Genomic DNA, 20352 nt, shown 5'->3' with positions numbered 1-20352 from the left:
CTCTGCCTAACATTATAACAATTAATGGTCGCTTGTGGGCAACGGATTAGTTTCTGCAATTTGTGGGACGCGACCGGCCAAAAAATCTGCCGTGGCGCTGGCCACCTCTTGACTGGCCAGTTGCACCTTGGGCACTGTACGGGGTAAATTATGCAGAATTTGATGGCCCCAGCTTTCACTCATAATACGCCGATCCAACACGATCATGACGCCATGATCGTGCCGCGATCGGAACAAACGGCCAAACGCTTGGGTCAGGCGTTGGGTAGCCCGGGGCAAGGCATCTTGGCGAAAAGGATTGCCGCCGCGCTGGGTGATCAAATTTGCTCGAAGTTGAGTCAGCGGCCGAGTCGGCGGTTCAAACGGCAACCGGGTCACGACCAAGATCTGGAGCGTATCATTGGGCAAATCGATTCCTTCCCAAAAAGTCGCTGCTCCCAATAGAATTGCACCATCAGACAATTTAAAGCGCTTCATGACCTTTTCCACAGAACCAGTGACACCTTGAGCTAACAACTCCCGCGAACCAACCAGACGTATTTCAGAAATATCATCATACACATTCTGGATCATGCTCAAAGAATTGAACAACACGAGGATCCGTTCATGGTTGGCCATCGCCAACTGATTGATCATGGTGGCAACATAGTGGGCATACTCTGCAGGAACTGTCTCCTTAATATCCGGGGCATCCGGCACAATAAACACGCGGCCCATTCGTTTATAGGCAAACCCATTGGCCAACACCATTTTGGTAGCGTCCGTAATGCCCAAAGGCTGACAAAACGGTTGCCAGCTATCCATGATGCGCAGCGTGGCACCGACATAGATAAACGGTGCAAAGCGTTTGGTCACCGCCGACCACAATGCCTGAATGTCCACTTGGCACCAATGCAAAGAGACGGAATGCAGGTCACCGTAATTACGCATTTGAACCACATATCCGGCACTGGCACTATGGTATTGCTGGACTTGCGCCAATTGGGCAAGATCGTCGGTCAGCGGCGCCAGTTCCTCCAAAGTCGTTTGGATGGTTTCACCCATTGCAATGACCTGTTTAGACCAATGATCGGCCTGGTCGGCGATGACGGTGGTCAATTGGTGCAAGTTATGGAAGAGCTGATTCAAGAGATCATCCAACTGTTCCAATTGCCGACCCAACATGTCGGCATTACTCTCATCCGGCTGCCACAGGCGTTGAATGGTTTGATTGCGCTCGGCGCGCACAACATTGCCCTGAATAGCCTGTTCATAGAGCATTCCCTGTAAGGCATTGGTGCGAGCGGTTAAACCATCAATGGCTTGGGTCACAGAAACGACCTGGTACCGAAACAAATCACCATTACCCCATTGTTCCTGCCGCACCACGCTGTCCACCACCGCTTTAATGCGGTGTAAATAACGTAAAATCGTCGGCAAATTACCCTTTGCCATTAATGCATCCACCGCACTATCGGCCACATGCTGTGCTTCGTCCACAACGACCAAGGCATGTCGGGCAAAGGGTTGCTCGGCATAGTGCCGGGTGAAGTAAGCATGGTTCGTGATTAATATTTGCGCGGCATCTTGGCGAGCGTGGGCCCGCCGTAAAAAGTCCACAGCATACCAGGGCGAATCGGCGTCATCCTCTTGCCCACTCACGATTTCACTGAACAACGGTGAACGGTATGTAGTCAACTGCAATTCCTGCAAATCACCCGTGGTCGTTTGGGTCAGCCACACCAAAATCTTCATCATGAGGATTTGGCTGCCCTCATTCAAGTCTTGACGGTGCAATAACTCCTGATATTGAGCTAAATCAATATAGTGGGTATCACTCTTAACGATTTCCACCCGTAATGTCGTTTGCAGCACCGCCGCGATGGCTGGCAGGGTTTGCTGCGCCAATTGTTCCTGCAACGCAATCGTCGATGTCGTCACAATAATTTGCTGTTGAGTATCCTGCTGCCGCAAAATCAATGGCAACAGATATCCTAAAGATTTCCCCGACCCGGTGGCGGCTTCAATAAGCAACGGCACCTGACCGTTTTGGGCATGGCGATACACGGCATTCATCATTTTGATCTGTCGCTTACGAGCAGTGAAACGCGGCCGTAATAAAGCGGTCATTTCTTTTTGGGTAGTGGGATACGGAACATAGGGCGCCGGTACTGGCACCGTCTCTGTCACTTGGCGCAACGCCAAGCCATTGACCACCACAAAACGATCGCTGTCCGCGGACTGATTAGTTTGCTGACCAGCAGCGTAAAGATAATCACCAGTTTGCCGCAGCAAATGGGTGCCCATTTTGCCTAATTGGACCCGGGTGACTAGCGGTAGTGCGCTGAGACGATGGTCCAGCAAAATAAACAACTTAGCAGTGGCGATGGCATCACTGTCTGCTCGATGGGGGTTGTCATGGGTAATTCCCAAGAACTTAGTCAAATCAGACAATTTATAGCTCGGTGCCTCCGGCAGCAAAATTTGCGCCAGTTGGACCGTGTCCAAAGCCTCCTGCCCCACTGGCGGCAAACCCAACCCAGCAAATTCCGAATTAATGAAGGGCAAATCAAAGTTCACATTGTGGGCAACAAAAACAGCATCGGTTAACAAACCATGCAGCGTTTCTCCGATTTCTTGGAAGTCTGGCGACTGCGCCAATTCCTTGTCATGAATCCCTGTGAGATTCCGAATTGCAGGCAGCAGCGCCTGATGCGGGTCGATGTTTTGGGACACGGTATCGACGATTTTACCATTCTTCACTAATGCACAACCGAACTGGATGATCCGGTCACCCTGTGCATAATCAGTCCCTGTGGTCTCTAGATCCACGACGGCGTAAAGGCGCCCTGTGCGCATCGTTTGACCCTTCCCTTCTCTGTCACAATCAATAAATTAGAAATCTGCTGGCGGCACCGCAATGAGTGCCCCACTCAACACAGCGTAAAGGTAACGCTTGGCCACTGGCCGATGCAGCATGCCAGTGAGCGCCGCAGCGTACAACTGCAATTGCACAGCATATTCTTGTCGCAGTTTTGCGGCACCGTTGGGCAATGTGGCTAGCCGGTCTGTCTTGTAATCAAACAGAATAATGTCGCCACCGTCTAGCGGCGCCAAATACCCGTCTATAATACCATGAATCAGAACATCGCTGTCTGGTGGGAAGTCCGTCACTTTGGTACCAGGAAAGACCCGGGTGGGTGGAAGCATTAAAGAAAACGGCACTTCCCGTTGGACGGCGGCTGGTTGCGCCAATATTTGCTGGCCTAAATCAGTGGCATAAAAAGCCGCGATGCCAGCCACATCGATTTGATCGGCCACGATGGCAGTTAATTTGCCATCCGCCACCAATTTGCCTATTTTGTCCTGGACGGTGGCTTCAGTCACGGGATGATGTAGATCAATCGATTGAAACACCAGGTGGGTGGCCGTCCCCACTGCTGTGGCCATTGGTTTGGCCTGAGCCGTGACAAACTCTGGCGCACTGAATTCATCGTCTTTTGCATAGCGATTGGCCGGAGTAGCCGTATAGTGGGCAGCCACGGCGCGACTCACGGTGAGTTCGTCGTTGGCTGGATCATCCATTTGGCGCTTGATTTCGGTCACAGATTGGAAAGCCGTTGTCCGCGTGGCCACGGTGTAGCGATAGGTTGTCCGCCAGCGCTGACTTTGATCCTGCAGCTCTGGAAATTGGGACACTTCCACTTGAATTGATTTTTTGCGACTCTGCGCTCGCTGGGGAGCCGAGGTTGGTGGACTCACCGCCACACTTATGGCAGGTTCGCCCAAACTTTGGTCAGTCTGCACCAAACCATCTGCATCGAGCACAGTATTCACGGCGGGCAACCGCAAGAGTGCGGGCATAATCAAATCCAAGAAGTTGCTGGCACTCTCCCGCTTAGTGACCGCCAGCAACGGTGTGTCTGTCCGTACCGCGCTGGCCCATTTGCTCACCATGGCGGCCGCGTCATTCTTGATTGATCCCACGACATACAACAGCTGCCGGGCCCGAGTCAAAGCCACGTATAGCTTACGCAGTTCTTCAGATTGAGAAACCTGATGGAGCACGGTTTGGGCGTAATAATGCTGAGGGGTGGCAAAGGCAATGTGTTGGTGATAATCGTTGATTTTGATGCCAATGCCACCATTTCGCAACGCAATGGCCGCTCCGCGTTCATCTGTCCGGTTGAAATTATGTTGCGCATTTAGCAAAAAGACGACCGGAAATTCCAAACCTTTGCTGCCATGAATCGTCATTACGGTCACTGCATTATCATCTGTACTGGTAACCGGTGACATCGCCAAATCCTGATCGTTTTCTTGAACTTGGTGAATGAAGCGGATGAAGTTGAAAATACCCTTAAAACCACTATTTTCGTAATCATTAGCTCGTTCATACAGGGCGTGCAAATTAGCCTGGCGTTGTTTTCCTGAAGGCATCCCGCCGGCATAATCCAAAAAGCCGGTATCCAAATAAATTTGCCAAATTAAATCGGCGATCCGTACTTGTTTGCTTAATGTACGATATTGCTCAATTTGGTGGGCCAAGGCGACTGCCTTTTGGTGCAGTGTCTCCTGCCCAGGCGCGGCTGGGTCAGCCACGAAATGCTGCCAAGCCGCATAATAAGGCCCGGCTTGATGATGGATCCGAATAGTGGCCAACTCATCGGCAGTGAAGCCAACGATTGGCGAGCGTAAGAGGCCTGCCAGCGGGATGTCTTGGCGAGGATTGTCAATGACACTCAAGTAGTTCAGCATGACAGTGATTTCCGTGGTTTGGAAGTATTCTTTGGCATCGTTCATCACCACTGGCACCCCGAAGGCATCTAAACCATCCAAAATATCCAGATTAGCACCTCTGGTGGGCACAATAATCGCAATATCAGAATACTGCAGTGGCCGCAACTGACCCGACTGTTTATCAAAAATAGCCGTCTGCTGAGTCACCAAAGACTGGATCTTCGCCCCCACTGCGGCTGTTTGGGCCGCAATCCCTGTTAACGGGATCCGGTTAGCAGTGGCGTCCTCATCAGGCACTTCATCCGGGACCAACATGACAGCTGTTTTCTCAGCAGTTTCTTGGGGATAGTAACTGGCACCAAATTGTAACTGGGCATTGTCATCGTACACGACATCCCCGACAGCCGTATCCATCAGCTGCTTAAAAACATAATTCACCATATCATCGACTGCTTTCGCCGAACGAAAGTTTTCTGCTAAGACGATTCGTTCACTGCTCGTATCAGCTTGGCCATACTGCACATATTTTTTGGCAAACAAAGTGGGGTCTGCCTGACGGAATCCGTAGATGGACTGTTTAATGTCCCCGACCATGAACATATTCCCCGGATGAGAAGCGGCGATGGTGGTCAAAATCGCCTCCTGTAACGGATTGGTGTCTTGATATTCATCGACCATAATTTCATGATACTTCTCCGCAAAGAACACCTTGGGTTGAATCCCTGTTTCAGTTTTAGTTTGCAAGATCTGTAATGCTGCCAACTCAATATCGGCAAACTCAGCAATTCCGCGCCGCTTTTTTGTCTGCGTGAGTGCTTCGGCGAAATCATGGAGTACTTGGGTAAGTTTATCAGTGAGTTTTTGCGCTTGCGCCATGATAGGCAGCCAGTCGCTGGCGGTTAATAGAAACGGACCCGTTAATTGTTCTGTCACAAATGCCTTAATATCGTCTCGGGCGGCTTTGACTTGGTCTTTGACAGCCAATAAAGATTCCTCAGTGTTCCGCTTCGTGAAAACTGGGAATCGGTTTTTCAAGACATTTTGCGCATCGAGCAAGCCCTGTCGAATACCATCAAAATCACCGTGTTGGATGACTGGCAAAACATCCGCCAGCGTGTCCGTTTCCTCCATACCAAACGTATACAACTTACTTAAATCTGCGATTTCGGCGACACCGGTCACTTGCTGCGTATATTGCTGCAGCAAATCTTGATAGGTCAATACAATCTGGGCGCGTAAATTACCTGGCTGGTTTTCCGCCAATAATGGCGAGTGGTCAAGACCGGCGGTGGTTTGCGGGAAATCATAAAGTGCCGGCACTTGGTCAATCCATCCCAACGGATCAGGACTGGCCATGGCATTCGTCAATAATCGAAAGACCAACTTGGTCAATCCATCATCACTGCGGCCAGTCGTAAAGTTGCTGACTAAATCGAGAAAATCCTGATCGTCGTCTTCATAGTATTGGTCCCGGACGCGTTCCCAGACTTGCTGCCACAATAGCAGTCGTTCATTATCATCACCCAGGGTCCGCACAGCCGGATCATAATTGATCACGTAATAAAAGCGACGAACCACGCGCGCGCAAAACGCATCCAGTGTAGAAACATCAGCAGAACCGATATGGGCCAATTGTTTGCGCAAATGTAAGCGCAGTGTCCGGTCAGTCGTTTCATTTGCCTTGGCGGCCAAGGCCGCACGGATCCGTTCCCGCATCTCCGCCGCCGCTGCCTGGGTAAACGTCACGATCAATAAGCGATCAATGTCCTCGCCATGAATGAGTTTTTGAATCACCCGCTCCACCAAGACAGTGGTTTTTCCGGACCCGGCACTCGCAGACACGAGAATATTATGGCCGGCATGGGCAATGGCAGCTTGTTGATTGGCAGTAAACTTGGTATTACTCATGGTTGTCAGCCATCCTTTCTTGCATTTGCCGAATTGCACTTTGCGGGTCATCCAATTTGGGGATTGGCATGTATTGGTTTTCCTTCAACATGTGGTCAAAGTACATCACGTTTTGATACGGTGAATATGACAGTAATGTCCGGCCGTCCGCAAAGCGGGCTGGGCGCAAGGCAATGTCCCCCGCTAAGATACTGGCCGCCGCCCGCCGAATCATATATTCGTTGTACGTTAAAATCGTATCCATATCGGTTTGAGTGAGGGCATTTTTATTGCGGTAACCGCTCTTTTTCGTATTCGAGGTCCCTGCTAATAGAATTGTGCGTTGCGGACTCGTATCAGCCTGGGTCAAGAACGCATCATCTGCGAGGACAATACCTTTGAATTGGTTCTTTTTTAACATCGTTTCAGTGAAAATTTGCTCAGCACTATCCTTCTTTTTCAACGCATCGGCCATGGGCAGCAACGGTTCATTAATATGCAAATAGAAGCCGCCCGCGACGGTAGCTCGACCCGGCAGGGCCAAATCGCCAGGTTTGCCCAGCGCATTCAATAGGGCTTGCAGATAGGTTTGCAACTGTAAAGACAAACCATAGAGTGCTTGGCCGTACTCGAATTGGTGACTAGACGACTTGTAATCAATCACTGTTAAGAAATCTTGATTAGTTTCTTGATCGTGAAAGCCGTCGATCCGATCGATTTTTCCGCGTATTCGCACGGAATGCTCCCGGCCTAACGGATACTCTAGAGCGGGCAAACCGCCAGGCATCCCGGCTTGACCAAAAAGAACTTCCGTCGCCAGTGGCCGCAACGCGGATCTTTCAGCCTGTTCCTTAAGCAGCCACGCCATGTACTGCAATGTTCGCGCCAACAATTGCCGCAAAAACTTCATCCGGCCGGAACCGTTCAGAATCGCAAAAAATGGTTCATGCACTGCAGCACCAGCAATCTCTTGGACCATATCAGCCAACGTTTGATCATCTAAATGCGCGATGTCTTGCTGTTGAGCGTGGATCGTTTTGATTAAGTGATCCAGCACCCAATGATAATAACTGCCCGTTTCCGCTGGCGTCAGATCGTATGTGTCCCGCTCAGTCAACCGCAGTCCATATTGTAGAAAGTATTCGTACGGGTTTTGATAGTATTGTTCCAGTCGGGACACGGACACATTTAAATGATTGCCGTACAAGTCTTGAACAATATCCGGGGACAACTGACCGACTCGATTCTCATAGTTGAGGGCAGATAAAATAAATTGATAATAGTTTTGGCGTGGCTTGGTGTCACTATGCTGCAGATGCCACGCGACCGTTTGCCAAAATAAATTTTGTTGATCCACCCGCAGTGCCTTGACGACCCAGCTTCCCGCCAGCGACGGCGTGGCCAACCAGTGACCAATATATTGCTGAGTTTGGGCACGGACTAAACCCTCGCCGGAAAAATCCACATAAATCGGAATTAAATTGAGATGCCGTTGAATCCGGTCGTAATAGGGCGAAATCCGTTGGCTTTCTTCTGCCTGCAGTTGCGGATAGCACAAATACAGTCGCTCAGTGGCACTGAAAAAGGCCTTGTACGCAATATATTCGCTAGCCGCCAGGCGATCCTCAGTCCCTCCACTCAAGGTAGACAGCGCCGCCGCCTGGTCGGGATCTTTGGCGCTTAATTGATCCTGCAAAGCCAGAATCGATTCTCGGTCACGATCACTGAGTAAACTGGTTGATTCCACAGGTGCCGGCAAAGAATTGGCGGTACCACCAATAATAAAGGTCACTTTGGCGTTCGCTGCTGTGGTGACCCCCAAATCAGCAATTTGAACCGTATCAATGACCGCCGGAATTTGTTTGTAACTGGCGGCATTGAACCCGGCGGAAAATATTGCAGTGAAATCGTCTGTGGAAAAAGGTTGGTCCCCTAGAATTTGCACATATTCATCCAGCAAACGGGTAAACACGGCAAAGGCCTGACGCGGGCGATCTGCCCCGACTGGATCACCGGATTGCTGAGTTGTGTTGCGGAAAAACGTGAATTGACTGATTAGTCCGTGCTGGGTCAAGAAGTGATATAACAATGTCAACGCGCTCTTCCCATCGGCGGCCTTTTTCAATTTGTTCACAAATGGCAATAATTCATTCCGGATAAACAGATGAATCGGTTCGCCAGCAGAAAGATGGGTGGAAATCGCACTCACCTCATCATCCTCCTCAGATACTGGCGCATTGGCCTCCTGCCAAGGATCCTTTTTGGCAAATTGACTGCCCTGCAGGCCGTGCCCCAATGTATAGTTTTCGGCCGCATCCACTTGATTGCGGAAAGTGGCCAAATACACGGGCGTTTGCCCGCCTGTCAATGTGGTTGCCGCCGCTTGAGCGGCTATCTCCTTGGGTAAAACCAATTCAGTCCGCAACAAACTGAAAAGATTAGCGTAAGTCACATTGCCATTGATCAATTCGCCGATGGCCGAGATGACTTGAACCAATGGATGATCCGTCATCTGTACCGCCCGATCGTAAAAGTATGGCACGCCGGCTTGTTGGAATGTTGGACGAATGATGGTTTCGTATTGGGCCAGATCAGGCGTCAAAATACGCATGTCGCCGTAACGATAGTGGCCACTCGCCACCAGGCGTTTAATTTCTGCAGTGACAGCAGTCAATTCGTCCTGCCGAGTGGCTGCTTGCCAGATCTTCACTCCCTTGTTGGTCGCATTGTCAGTCACCGGCAGTCCCCGCGCACTGGCGACCCAATAATCGGCCAATTTCGCCATGGTAGGTGTATACGCCGCCTCTTCTGACACAGCGACCAAATTGATTGCCCCCGGAGCACTCTCCGTTAACTGGGTATAGAGCCGTTTAGTCGGTGCAAAAAATGGTGCCGCGTCTTGGTCAGTTTGGCCTGTCAGATCACCCTCATCACCGATAAGATCGACAGTGGTGTGCACGCTCAGCCGCATCAACACTTGGAGAATACTTAAAAAGCTGGCATCGAGGCGATCGAACCCGCTGACATAAATCCGAGTATCGGCGAACCATTCTGGATGGGCCTGAAATTGTTTGATGGCATAGGCAAATCGTTCCTCAGGAGAGACAAAATAACGTCCCAATTCTTCTGGAAAAGCGCGCGCAATAATCGTCAAGTCGTGCATTTTTGCATGAAATTCCTGGGTCCCTTCCGCATCTTGGAGCAGCGTCAAGATATCCGCATCAATTCCGGCATTGGCTAACTCGCCCAGCTGCAAGCGCAATTGCTCTAAGAATCCCGGATTGTGGACTTCCCCCCGATAAAGTTGGAGATCGTCGCCGTATTCCACCAAAATTTTAGATAAAACCATCGTTTGAGCGGTGTCTGTGGCAGTCAAAGCGGTATATTTGGGATCTTTTTGCAGGAAATACCAGAGCAGCCGATCAAATGCGGAAATCTGAATATTCCCGAATGCATGGACATCGGGAGCCAACGGATTAGCAAAACGCGGGTCCTGGCTGAGTGCTTGATAAGTACTCCGTTCGATTTCAAACGCAATATGGTTGGGCACTAAATAAAAGACTTGGCCTGTGGGATGGCGGGCCAAGTCATCGGCAATCCGTTTGACCAATTCGCGATGATGGTCCTTGGTCAATGGACCCGTCAGTATGGTAACCTTACTATTTGCTGTTTGCTCCTGCATGGCGACACAGCTCCTTTTCTCCGTAACGAATCTAATACTTAAATTTTGCCACATTCCCGGCTGTTAGGCAAACACGTATTTGCCTGCTTATCTGTTGCGCTTTGCGCCATTTGACGGCACAATTGAAGAAGATATTTTTGCGAAAGGACGAGGTGTATTTTATGCAAGTTGGGATGGGAAAAAGCCATGCCAAGATTATTTTAATTGGGGATCATTCAGTGGTGTATGGCTTCCCGGCCATTTGTTTACCCTTAAAGGCGGTCCCCTGTGTGGTGACAATCAAGCCACAAGTCAGCGGGCAACCGGATTGGCTGACAACATCGTTTTTTACTGGACCGGTGGCCACGGCGCCCCGTTCCCTGCACGGTCCGCTGGCGCTCTGGCGAGATTTGGCCGATCGTTTAGCGATTACCGTGCCGCTGGCCATCACTATCGACTCTCAAGTTCCCACGGCCCGGGGAATGGGCTCCAGCGCGGCCACTGCCATTGCTTTAACCCGGGCTTTCTATGATTATGCAGCTGTGCCCCTCAGCGATGCCTTATTACAACGCTGGGCCGCGGTCTCAGAAGATATTATCCACGGCACTCCCAGTGGGATTGATGCGGCCACCACGGCCAGTGCGGTCCCTCTGTGGTTCGTCAAGAATGCGCCAATTGTCCCATTAACGGACCCGTTACGGGGGGTGTTAGTCATTGCTGATTCTGGCAAACAAGGTGAAACAGGTCCGGCGGTGGCGGCGGTCCGTCAATTACGGCAGACCCAGCCGCAGGCCACGAATACTGCCTTAACCGAGCTGGGGGATATTGCCGAACAAGGCCGCCGCGTTATTCATACTGGAGATTTAGAGACATTGGGGTCCTTACTAAACCAGGATCAAAGCCTATTACAGCAACTGACAGTGAGTGATCCCGCCCTTGACCACTTGATTGCTGTTGCCCGCCAAGCGGGGGCCTTGGGAGCCAAATTGACTGGCGGCGGCCGCGGCGGCTGCATGATTGCCCTTTGTCCTGACTTGGCCACAGCCGGCCGCGTGAACAAAGCCTTACAAGATGCCCACGCTTCAGCCACGTGGATCGACCCTTTGGATACGGAGGAAAACAATCATGACTAACGCACTTTGGGCACGGGCTCACACGAATATTGCCTTCATTAAATATTGGGGGAAAAAAGACTCAGAATTAATGCTCCCCGCCAACGACTCCCTTTCTCTCACCCTAGCCGATTTTTATACCGAGACTCGGGTGACTTTTGGCGGCGCAGCCAAAGATACGCTCCGTTTAGATGATCAGACCTTGACGGGGCCGGCATTAACAAAAGCCGTCAAAGTGGTGGACCAGGTCCGTTCTTTGGCCCACATTCAAAGTGCTGCCTTGATTGAAAGTTACAATCACGTGCCCACGGCCGCGGGGCTGGCCAGTTCAGCTTCAGGCATGGCCGCATTGGCCGGAGCGGCGGCAAAGGCAGCGGGGCTGACCTTGGACCATCGCCAGTTAAGCCGGTTAGCGCGCAGAGGGTCAGGTTCGGCCACACGCTCCATCGACGGTGGCTTTGTCCGCTGGTTTGCGGGTCATGATGACGACAGTTCTTTTGCGATGCCGGTGGCCGCAGCGCCAGAATTACTGGCTAGCATTCGGGTCGTTGCTGTTGTTTTCTCAGATCAGCCCAAATCGATTGGCAGTACGGACGGCATGGCGCGAACCGCCGCCACGTCCAGTTATTTTGCCGCTTGGACGGAGCGCGCCGATGAAGATCTGACCCTGTTGTTACCTGCATTGCGCCAAGGCGACTTTCGTGCGGTCGGCACCATTGCGGAGGGCAACGCGCTGGCGATGCACGCTGCTACCCTGGCGGCTCGGCCGCCCTTTACCTACTTCTTGCCCAGTACATTGGCATTGATTCAGCAAGTCGGTCAATTGCGTGAACGTACCGGTATCCCGGTTTATGCCACAGTGGATGCAGGCCCAAATGTTAAATTATTGACGCTGGCACCTTATGTCACTCAGTTGCAACTTTGGCTGCAGACGGAATTTCCCACCGCCCAGGTGACCATTACCCATGCCGGTCCGGAAATGAGTTACCACCAAACCCGGAAGGAGGAAAATACCCATGCCTGATACGAAACACCCCTACCCCAATAATCCCTATTCCCGGCGGAAAGATGAACATATCGCGCTGGCGACCCGGTTTACGGGCAATGGGAATGGATTGACCGACGTGCATTTTGTCCACCAAAGCATTCCCACTGTGGCGGCGACTCAAGTGGACCTAAGCACACACTTTTTGGGCCGCCAGTTCCCCACGCCGTTATATATCAACGCCATGACCGGGGGCTCAGCGAAGGGTAAGGAAATCAATGGCCAATTAGCGCAAATTGCGGGGCGTTTCCACTTACCCATGGCTGTGGGCTCATTGTCGGCCGCCCTCAGCATTCCCGCCTTGACGGACAGTTTTACCATCGTGCGCGAAAAGAACCCAGACGGTTTTATCCTGGCCAATATTGGGGCCGATAAGTCCCCTGCTGAAGCACGCCGCGCGGTTGCACTGCTGGCCGCTGATGCCTTACAAATTCATGTCAATACCGTCCAGGAAACCGTGATGCCTGAGGGCCATGTCGCCACCGATTGGTTGACACACATCGCAGCCATTGTGCAAGAGAGTGCCGTGCCGGTGGTGGTGAAAGAGGTCGGCTTCGGGATGAGCCAAGAAACACTGCTGCAGTTGGCGGCGGTGGGGGTCACCACAGTCGATATAAGCGGCCGCGGCGGGACCAATTTTGCCGCCATTGAGAATGCCCGCCGCCCCGGCCACACTTACGATTATCTGGCCGATTGGGGACTCACCACTGCACAGAGCCTCTTAGAAAGTCAATCTTTCCAAAAAAAAGGAACAGTGCTGGCTTCCGGTGGAATCACGAATCCACTGGACGTCCTCACTGCCCTCCGATTAGGTGCTGCCGGTGTGGGTGTGGCCGGTTTCCTGTTAAGAAGTTTAATGCACGTCGGACTGAACGGCACCAGCGACCTAGTATCCACTTGGCTTGATCAATTGCCTGCGCTCTTTGCTCTCGTCAATGCCCGCGACATTACCGAATTGCGCCGCCAACCCTTGTGGTGGGAGCCAGAGATGAGCAATTATGCCCAGCAGCGCCACTTGTCTCTGCCTTAGATACGCAACCCTTTCGGATAAAAGTTCTTAATCGTCCCATTGACGGCGTGCCCCACCGCAAAACCGGAGGCGGCATAAGTCATCAATACCCAGTGGCGCCCAGTCATCGTCGTGGGTAATGTTTCCCCGTGACGATACTGATTTGCTGCGCCTAAATCCACTGGTTCTTCAAATCGCCACTGGTCTCGCGGAATCGCCAATGCCAACGCATGATTGGGCACCAAACGATGACCCTTAATATCGGCGATGATCAAACCTGGCCGCATAATCTTGAGCTTGGCTGCACTAGCGGGATACGCCGGTGGCAAAGCGATGATTTGGTTTCCCCACCGACTGGCCGCAACTGGCACGGGGGTGTTGAAAGTGTCCTCCCAAAACGCTGCCAATAATGACTGTTCTGCCTTCGTCAAAGAGTGAGTAAAACCGGCTGCGTGCCGGTTTTTTTCATGCCGTTTAGCCGGCTGAGCGTCAGGTTCACTCACACCGCTAAAATGCAAATGGGCGACAAAATGCCCCTCTCCCCGGACTAAATTGGGAAACAGCCGTGCACAACCGGCCAAGTCCGGGTTGCCGTCCGCCCATTCTGGCCGACCGGCGACCATTCCGCCAACCAAAGGGATCGGGACCACGGAGAGACCGGGATAAGTCTGCAGCAGCCAAGCGATGATCTGCTCGTCTTCTTCGGGTGCGAATGTGCAGGTGGAATAGACCAAGTCTCCACCAGTTTTGAGCATCGGTAGAACATCCCGAAGAATTTCTCGCTGGCGATGGGCGCATTCAGCTGGATAGTCGGGATGCCAATACTGCATCGCACTGGGATCCTTACGAAACATTCCTTCACCGGAACAAGGGGCGTCTAGTAAAATACGATCAAAAAAGCCAGGAAAAGATTGGCGCAGTTGGCTGGGTGTCGCGCTAGTCACCACGGTGTGCGCAGCGCCCCACCGTTCCACGTTTTCCGCTAAAATTTTCGCCCGGGAGCGATCAATATCGTTGCTGACCAGCATCCCCTGGTCATTCATTTGACCAATGATGTCGGTGGTTTTACCCCCCGGTGCCGCAGCCACATCGAGTACCCGTTCACCTGGCTGGGCATGAAGTTGAGGACCCACGGCCATGGCACTGGGTTCCTGCGAATACACTGCTCCGGTCCAAAATGCAGGGTCAGCGCCGTGAACGGTGCCAAAAAAGCCATCATTTGCCCACGGTACCGCCACTGCATCCGCGGCGACCAAAGAGCGGCCACTGGGATGCAGTGGATCCAGCCGATACCCTTTTTCAAAAGGTTGGTTAAAACTGTTCAAAAAAGCGGGGGCGTCGGACCCCAGTAACTGTGTGTATTTCTCGGCAAAGCCGGTGGCTAATGTCATCCTTGATGCTCCTTTTCGTATGCGCGATCTTCTTCCTCTTCGGTCAACACATGTTTTTGTTTTGTCCGGACAATTTTAACGACCACCATAGCCGCCTGTAAAATACCATAGAGGGCCACGGTGAGGAAAATTTGTTGGTAACTGAGTAAATAGAGCCTGGAACTGCCCAGAAAATATCCGGCACCAATGCCCACTAAAGCATAAAAGAAATACTGGCGGACATAGCCATAGGTTAAATGTCGATACAGTGTACGATCCAACCGGGTGTCATTCAATTGCTTGATTTCTGCCAACGCAAAGAAACGAGCTATGCCAATGGTCAATACCAAGGCAACCAGCAAAATGCCCGTGGTAAGAGCGATGGGTGGAATGGCCCAAGCAGTCTGGTTGCTATTTTTATACTTGGGCTTGGCAAACGACTTGACTTTAAAGATCTGTTTTGCCACTTTTTGCTTGGTAGTGGCTAATGTGCCGTCAATATTGATTGTATAATGCCGCAACCGCCCTTTTAGCGTGGTTTGCGCAGTGGATAATGAAATAAAAATATGGTCATTGATGGCTGTCGAATTGGCCGCCCCAACTGTTCCCACAACAGAAAGATAGCGGCTGCCGTCGTAGTAATAGGCCTGATTAGCCGGTTGGTAGAGGCGATCTTTCACGGCATCACCCGCCACCACAAAAGGCACGGGGGCAGAAAAGTCCGAATCCGTCAGCATCCGGCCGGAACTAATGGGCAACTGAGTGTAATCACCTTGGGCAAAAACATACGTGACGGTGGGATGGGCGGCATCCGTCAATTGAACCTGATAGTTTTTCAAATGACTGTCGGCGAGTTTTTGAATCAGTGTAGCTACCCGTTCTTTGGAGTTTGTTTTGACCCGTAAAGCCGACGCAGAGAGGCCATTACGATTGAGTCGATTTTGATACGTTTGTTGATCAGAAATACTAAATGCCCACACAATTAAGAAAAAGGCCACTAAATTTCCCACTAAAAGGATCAACTTCTGTTTGATTTTAAAAACCTCATTTCGTCCAGATCATCATTGCGCCAGAAACACCCGTTCATTAATTAAGTCAAAACGGGGCAGTAATCGATTTAAAGTCCGTGTCAAATGGGTGGTACGCAAATGCGCCTGCTGCCAAAATACCGCGGAATTTGTGGCCCCTTTGTACTCCCCAATAACTAATAAGTCACCCGGCCAATGAGCGGCTCGTAATGTTTGCAGAATCTGCCAATCCACTGGGTCGCCGTCTGGACTCCAAGCCAGTAAATAGGCATCCGTAGTGGCCATAGTTTGCTTGACAGCACTTTGACCATCTAAATTGATGACTGGATACCAAGGGGTACGCCCTGTCCCATTGGCGGCCTGCCAGGATAGATCGTCCGTCGCGGTCACAGCCACCTGCTGCTTTGCTAATCCAGCGGAAAGCAAGGCATTGCCGGCCATCAATTCCACTACCCGTTTACCCTGCCAGGCGCCGGCCAACGCCGTGACAAACGGGGCAGATACCATCGCCCATTCGCCAAATTGGCGTTGAACCACATGACGAAATTCACCCAGCAGATGATCTAACATGCGAATATTGGCTTGCTGTGCCGGATAATGCCAAAGCAGTATCGCGATCATCTCTGTGGACAACTGCAAATTAGGTAAAGCCACTGGCGGAACAGTGTGGACACTCAGGGCCGCCGCCCACTGGGTCATAATCCGGTAGCGGGGGAGGAGTGCCGGCACAACGGGGGCAAATTGGGTCATCAGCGTATCTAAGCGGCGCCAATACGCCGTCTGCCATCCTGGTGTCAACATTATCCCCTCCGTAATATGGAATCTTAATGTCCCTATTATATGCGACCAAAGGCTTCCCGCAAAGGCCCACCGCCAAGGCTTTAACGAAACGTGATCGCCGCCAAGAATTATCGGTGGTAAACTAATTAAGGAAGCGTTTCACAGAAAGAAGGATATTCATGTCAATCAAATGGAAACAAGATAGCAGTCTCACACAGGGCGGAGCTGGTCCACAAACAGTGGAAGAGCGGCAAACAATTATTCCCGACTCAATCGTGCTGCCCGAAATGGCCACCGATATCGCCTGGCCGGATTTTGTCCAATCATGTCAACAGGCCTGGTTGCCCGATGAAACTGACCTTATTTCCGCACTACCGCCGCTCAAGTTGGGAACCACCGTGAACGAAACCCCAGTGTGGGAATTGTTCAATGGCGCAACGCTCAGCAGTGCTGATTTCTCAACAATCTGGTATCCCCTGACCAAGTCCCCATGGTTTACGACGGGGATTGATTGGTGGGAAAGTGCGGCCATTCTGAGTGCCGCGACGGCATTGAAAGTACCCGCTGCTGTGCGCACCGCCCGCAGTGGTGAGCCGGTGGCCCAAAGGCTCCTGACGGTCACCCAAGACAACCAGCGGATCGCTTGGCAGCCGGATGCTCAGGGCGCCCAAATTGATCCCACTGGTACTGCTGATCCAGCCAACCGATCATTGCCAGCATTAGGTTGGTACACCACTCTAGCCTATATTTGGCATACCCAGGGGCGCCCAAATTCGCTTACCTTTGTGACCGCCATTGATGTCCCCGCGATTAGTCAGGCTGTTGAATGGGGGCGTGCCAACGGTTATCCTTGGCACACCTTGATGGCCGATCCCCGTTACGACGAAGCCACCATCGAACAATGGCTGCGCCACGTCCAAGTAGAACAAAATTATACACTGGGAGCGGATGCTGCCGTTTCATTAGCCACTGCGGAGCATCAACCCCAAGCTGTGGTCCTGGCCAATCGCCATCCATATTGCACCGCTGATGTGGTGTTATCCGCCGTCACCAATCGTGAACATCCCCATGACGCCTTCGCTGCCGCCCAAATTTTAGGCAACATTATTGCCCTGCCGCAACCCCGCCTCTTCCGCAAAATGCGCCGCGCCAAGCCAGAACCGCTCCCTTTCCTGACTCCTAGTGCATGGAATGACTGGCTGGACAAACTTTAGCCCCTTTCCAACGTAATGCGGTATGATGTTTAAGAATCCAACTGGAAGGTGTGGCGGGTATTGAACGAACCGAACAATCGGCGTGAAGCCAGAGCACAACAACAAGAAGAAGAGAGATTTGGCCAATGGATGTTGCAAACCTTCATTATGGCCGCCGTCTTTGTCGGCATCATCGCTCTCCTTTTCACCTTTGTCTTAGCCAACGACCAAGTCTCCGGTCCGTCGATGCAGCCAACCTTTGAATCCGGCGATCGGATCATCGCCTTGCGCCATGCCAGCGTTCAACGCGGTGACATTGTCATTCTCAAAGCCCCCGATGAGCCTAACACACTCTATATCAAACGGGTCATCGGCATGCCCGGCAATACCGTTGAATCCAAAAACGACGTCATGTACATCAATGGTAAAAAATACAATCAGCCGTTTTTGAAACAGTATGAAAACGAGTTGACCAACGGTACTTTGTACACCGAGAATTTTTCTTTAGAGTCGTTATCACTGGGTAAACGGGTACCCAAAGATAGTTACTTTGTGATGGGTGATCATCGCAATGTCTCTAAAGACAGCCGGGCATTAGGCTTCATCCAGAAGGATGCCATCGTCGGGGTGGTGAAACTACGTTATTGGCCGTTAAATCAATGGCGTGGCTTTTAACCAAAAACAACAAACGAGGTTCGGAATCTATTCAATAGATTCTGAACCTCGTTTTTTTGACGCGCATGCAATCGTTATAGCGCAGCGATTGTCTCCGGAGTTAATCCTTCGATCAAGGCAACAGCCAGTTTCTTAGCCGCTGCATAATCGTCGTAAGCCACATAACAGTATGCAGTATGGGCGAACCGGACCGGCACACTAATGACGATAGTCGGAGCGCCAGCATACAGATTGATCACTGCACCATCGTTACCACCGCCAGTACGGACGGACCGTTGAACTTTAATCCCGTTATCCTTTGCAGTCTTCAAGGCCAATGCTTGGAATCGCGGACTGGCAATAATTGAGGTATCAAAATCGCGCAGCATCGGTCCGCGATGCATCCCGGTTTGAATCATATAATCCGGCATAACCGTGTCATCGGCGGGGGCACCTTCAAAGACAATGGCCAAATCCGGTTTAATCTTGCGAACCATGACTTGGGCACCGCGCTCCCCAACTTCTTCTTGGGAAGACAACGAACCGACGACATCCACGGCCAGTTCTTTTTCGGCCAGTTCTTTAATGGTCTGCAAAAGCAGCGCGGTACCAATCCGATTATCAAAAGCTTTGCCCATCATGACATCGCTTTGTGCAATATACTCAAAGTCCACCGCAGGGACTGCCGGAGCACCGATATCAATCCCAAATTTATCACGGACTTCATCCGCAGAAGTGGCGCCAACATCAATAGTGAGTGCGCTGACTGGCGGCAGGGTGCGACGTTCTTCGGCAGTCATAAAGTGCGGCGGCGTGCTAGTGATAATACCTGGGATATAGTCGCCTTGGTTGTTGCGGATCCGCACCTTGTGCGCTGGTAAGGTCACGGCGGCTTGGCCGCCTACGGTCACAAACCGCATTGTGCCGTTGGGTTTAATGGCTTGAATCATATACCCGACTTCATCACTATGCGCGTCCAATTGCAACTGGGGTTTAATCTGAGTGTTACCATGCCGATCGATGCGTAAGTTACGCATATGGTCTTCAGTGACCTGAGCATAGGGCTGCACATAGTCAGTGGCCACACGCACGACTTCATCTTCAAAACCAGACACACCATTAGCGTTGCTTAAATCACGAATTAAAGCGACAGATTCTTCTTTGTTCACCACTAAGACTCCTCGGTTGTAGCCACATCATCCACGACAATGGGCTCATTGAAATTTTTTTGATAGTACTCCACAGTAATCACCTTATATTTGCCATTGGGAAATTTAGCGACAATCTCGCCTGGGTTCACTTTCAACATCCGGCCGTGATCAAATACCACTAAATGGGTGGAATCAAAATCGGCTTTGGTACCCAAATCCGCGCCGAAAAATTGTTCGACAGCAGCTGGATCCATTCCCTTCCGATAGGGTAAAAAATGGGACATTTTGGCCGTTGAAAACGCCTCAAATTCGCTCTTCGGAAATTCTGATAATGTGTCATCCGCCATACTGTAAAACTCCCTTCATAGCCAAGTATACCAGCCTGTGTAATCTTTGACGAATACCGGTCAATTCGCTATGCTTAAGTTATCGAATGTTGAGGAGGACCAAAAACATGGCGTTATCAAAGTTTGCAGAGCAAATTATCCGTTTTCAAAAGACCCATGACATGACGGATGGCGAAATGGCTTTTTCCAGTCATTTCTCCGTTGAAAAGATCCACGATTTCAAGTCTGGTGAAGTTAATCCCACACCAGATGAAGAAAAGAAGTTGCGGGAATACATGAACAGCAATTAAGCGTTCCCCCTCAATGACCGCTCAGTGGGACTTCAACGGCAGCGGTCAAGGTCAAAAGATCCCAAACTGACATTAGTCAGTTTGAAGTGCCCCATAATTGTTAGAC

Annotated in this window: 14 protein-coding genes; 6 read left to right on the top strand and 8 right to left on the bottom strand. The window is 51.3% G+C overall.

All coding sequences use genetic code 11. The annotated features are described in order from the left end of the window. Positions 1–21: 21 nt before the first annotated feature. Genes FD09_RS02305 through FD09_RS02295 form a run of 3 tightly spaced genes read right to left on the bottom strand, consistent with a single transcriptional unit; the run spans position 22 to position 10288 of the window. Positions 22–2838, bottom strand: a complete 2817-nt coding sequence (locus FD09_RS02305; RefSeq protein ID WP_057817909.1) for a helicase C-terminal domain-containing protein — start codon at positions 2836–2838, stop codon at positions 22–24. A 36-nt stretch (positions 2839–2874) separates the two neighbouring features. Beyond that, a complete protein-coding gene (gene addA, locus FD09_RS02300) occupies positions 2875–6627 on the bottom strand; it encodes a helicase-exonuclease AddAB subunit AddA (protein ID WP_057817907.1) in 3753 nt (1250 codons plus the stop codon). Next, the gene (locus FD09_RS02295) at positions 6620–10288 is read right to left on the bottom strand and encodes a PD-(D/E)XK nuclease family protein (RefSeq protein ID WP_057817905.1); all 3669 of its coding nucleotides are present in this window, start codon (positions 10286–10288) and stop codon (positions 6620–6622) included. The genes addA and FD09_RS02295 overlap by 8 nt, the downstream gene beginning before the upstream one ends. A gap of 122 nt (positions 10289–10410) precedes the next feature. Between FD09_RS02295 and mvk the strand changes: the two genes are divergently transcribed. The 3 genes from mvk to fni are packed head-to-tail and all read left to right on the top strand — an operon-like array spanning position 10411 to position 13454. After that, on the top strand, positions 10411–11400 hold the full coding sequence (mvk, locus tag FD09_RS02290; protein WP_235812193.1) for a mevalonate kinase: 990 nt from the start codon (positions 10411–10413) through the stop codon (positions 11398–11400). Beyond that, positions 11393–12403 (top strand): diphosphomevalonate decarboxylase, encoded by a 1011-nt coding sequence (mvaD, locus tag FD09_RS02285; protein WP_083487448.1) that lies wholly within the window; start codon positions 11393–11395, stop codon positions 12401–12403. The genes mvk and mvaD overlap by 8 nt, the downstream gene beginning before the upstream one ends. Continuing rightward, positions 12396–13454 carry a type 2 isopentenyl-diphosphate Delta-isomerase gene (gene fni, locus FD09_RS02280; protein WP_057817901.1) on the top strand — a complete coding sequence of 353 codons (1059 nt, stop codon included), beginning with the start codon at positions 12396–12398 and terminating at the stop codon, positions 13452–13454. The genes mvaD and fni overlap by 8 nt, the downstream gene beginning before the upstream one ends. Here fni and FD09_RS02275 read toward each other — a convergent pair. The 3 genes from FD09_RS02275 to FD09_RS02265 form a co-directional block, all read right to left on the bottom strand. Continuing rightward, positions 13451–14824 (bottom strand): RsmB/NOP family class I SAM-dependent RNA methyltransferase, encoded by a 1374-nt coding sequence (locus tag FD09_RS02275; protein ID WP_057817899.1) that lies wholly within the window; start codon positions 14822–14824, stop codon positions 13451–13453. The genes fni and FD09_RS02275 overlap by 4 nt on opposite strands. Beyond that, on the bottom strand, positions 14821–15783 hold the full coding sequence (locus FD09_RS02270) for an ABC transporter permease (protein ID WP_162261465.1): 963 nt from the start codon (positions 15781–15783) through the stop codon (positions 14821–14823). Before FD09_RS02270 ends, FD09_RS02275 begins: the two co-directional genes overlap by 4 nt. An 81-nt stretch (positions 15784–15864) precedes the next feature. Beyond that, complete coding sequence (locus tag FD09_RS02265) at positions 15865–16632, bottom strand: hypothetical protein (RefSeq protein WP_057817895.1); 768 nt, start codon at positions 16630–16632, stop codon at positions 15865–15867. Between the two features lie 158 nt (positions 16633–16790). Between FD09_RS02265 and FD09_RS02260 the strand changes: the two genes are divergently transcribed. Both FD09_RS02260 and lepB read left to right on the top strand, forming a co-directional pair. Beyond that, positions 16791–17825, top strand: a complete 1035-nt coding sequence (locus tag FD09_RS02260; protein ID WP_057817893.1) for a hypothetical protein — start codon at positions 16791–16793, stop codon at positions 17823–17825. Between the two features lie 129 nt (positions 17826–17954). Then, on the top strand, positions 17955–18479 hold the full coding sequence (gene lepB / locus FD09_RS02255; protein ID WP_083487494.1) for a signal peptidase I: 525 nt from the start codon (positions 17955–17957) through the stop codon (positions 18477–18479). 74 nt (positions 18480–18553) lie between these two features. Here the strand turns inward: lepB and FD09_RS02250 are convergent, their stop codons facing one another. Both FD09_RS02250 and FD09_RS02245 read right to left on the bottom strand, forming a co-directional pair. Further along, positions 18554–19627 (bottom strand): M42 family metallopeptidase, encoded by a 1074-nt coding sequence (locus FD09_RS02250; RefSeq protein WP_057817890.1) that lies wholly within the window; start codon positions 19625–19627, stop codon positions 18554–18556. Between the two features lie 2 nt (positions 19628–19629). Beyond that, positions 19630–19956 (bottom strand): hypothetical protein, encoded by a 327-nt coding sequence (locus FD09_RS02245; RefSeq protein ID WP_057817888.1) that lies wholly within the window; start codon positions 19954–19956, stop codon positions 19630–19632. Positions 19957–20063: 107 nt separating this feature from the next. Between FD09_RS02245 and FD09_RS02240 the strand changes: the two genes are divergently transcribed. Continuing rightward, positions 20064–20246: an LBP_cg2779 family protein gene (locus tag FD09_RS02240; RefSeq protein ID WP_201782852.1), complete on the top strand. Its 183-nt coding sequence runs from the start codon at positions 20064–20066 to the stop codon at positions 20244–20246. Positions 20247–20352: the final 106 nt, after the last annotated feature.

Source organism: Schleiferilactobacillus perolens DSM 12744 (assembly GCF_001435585.1).
In the GTDB taxonomy this organism is placed as follows: Bacteria; Bacillota; Bacilli; order Lactobacillales; family Lactobacillaceae; genus Schleiferilactobacillus; species Schleiferilactobacillus perolens.
This window is presented reverse-complemented; position numbering and strand designations above follow the sequence as displayed.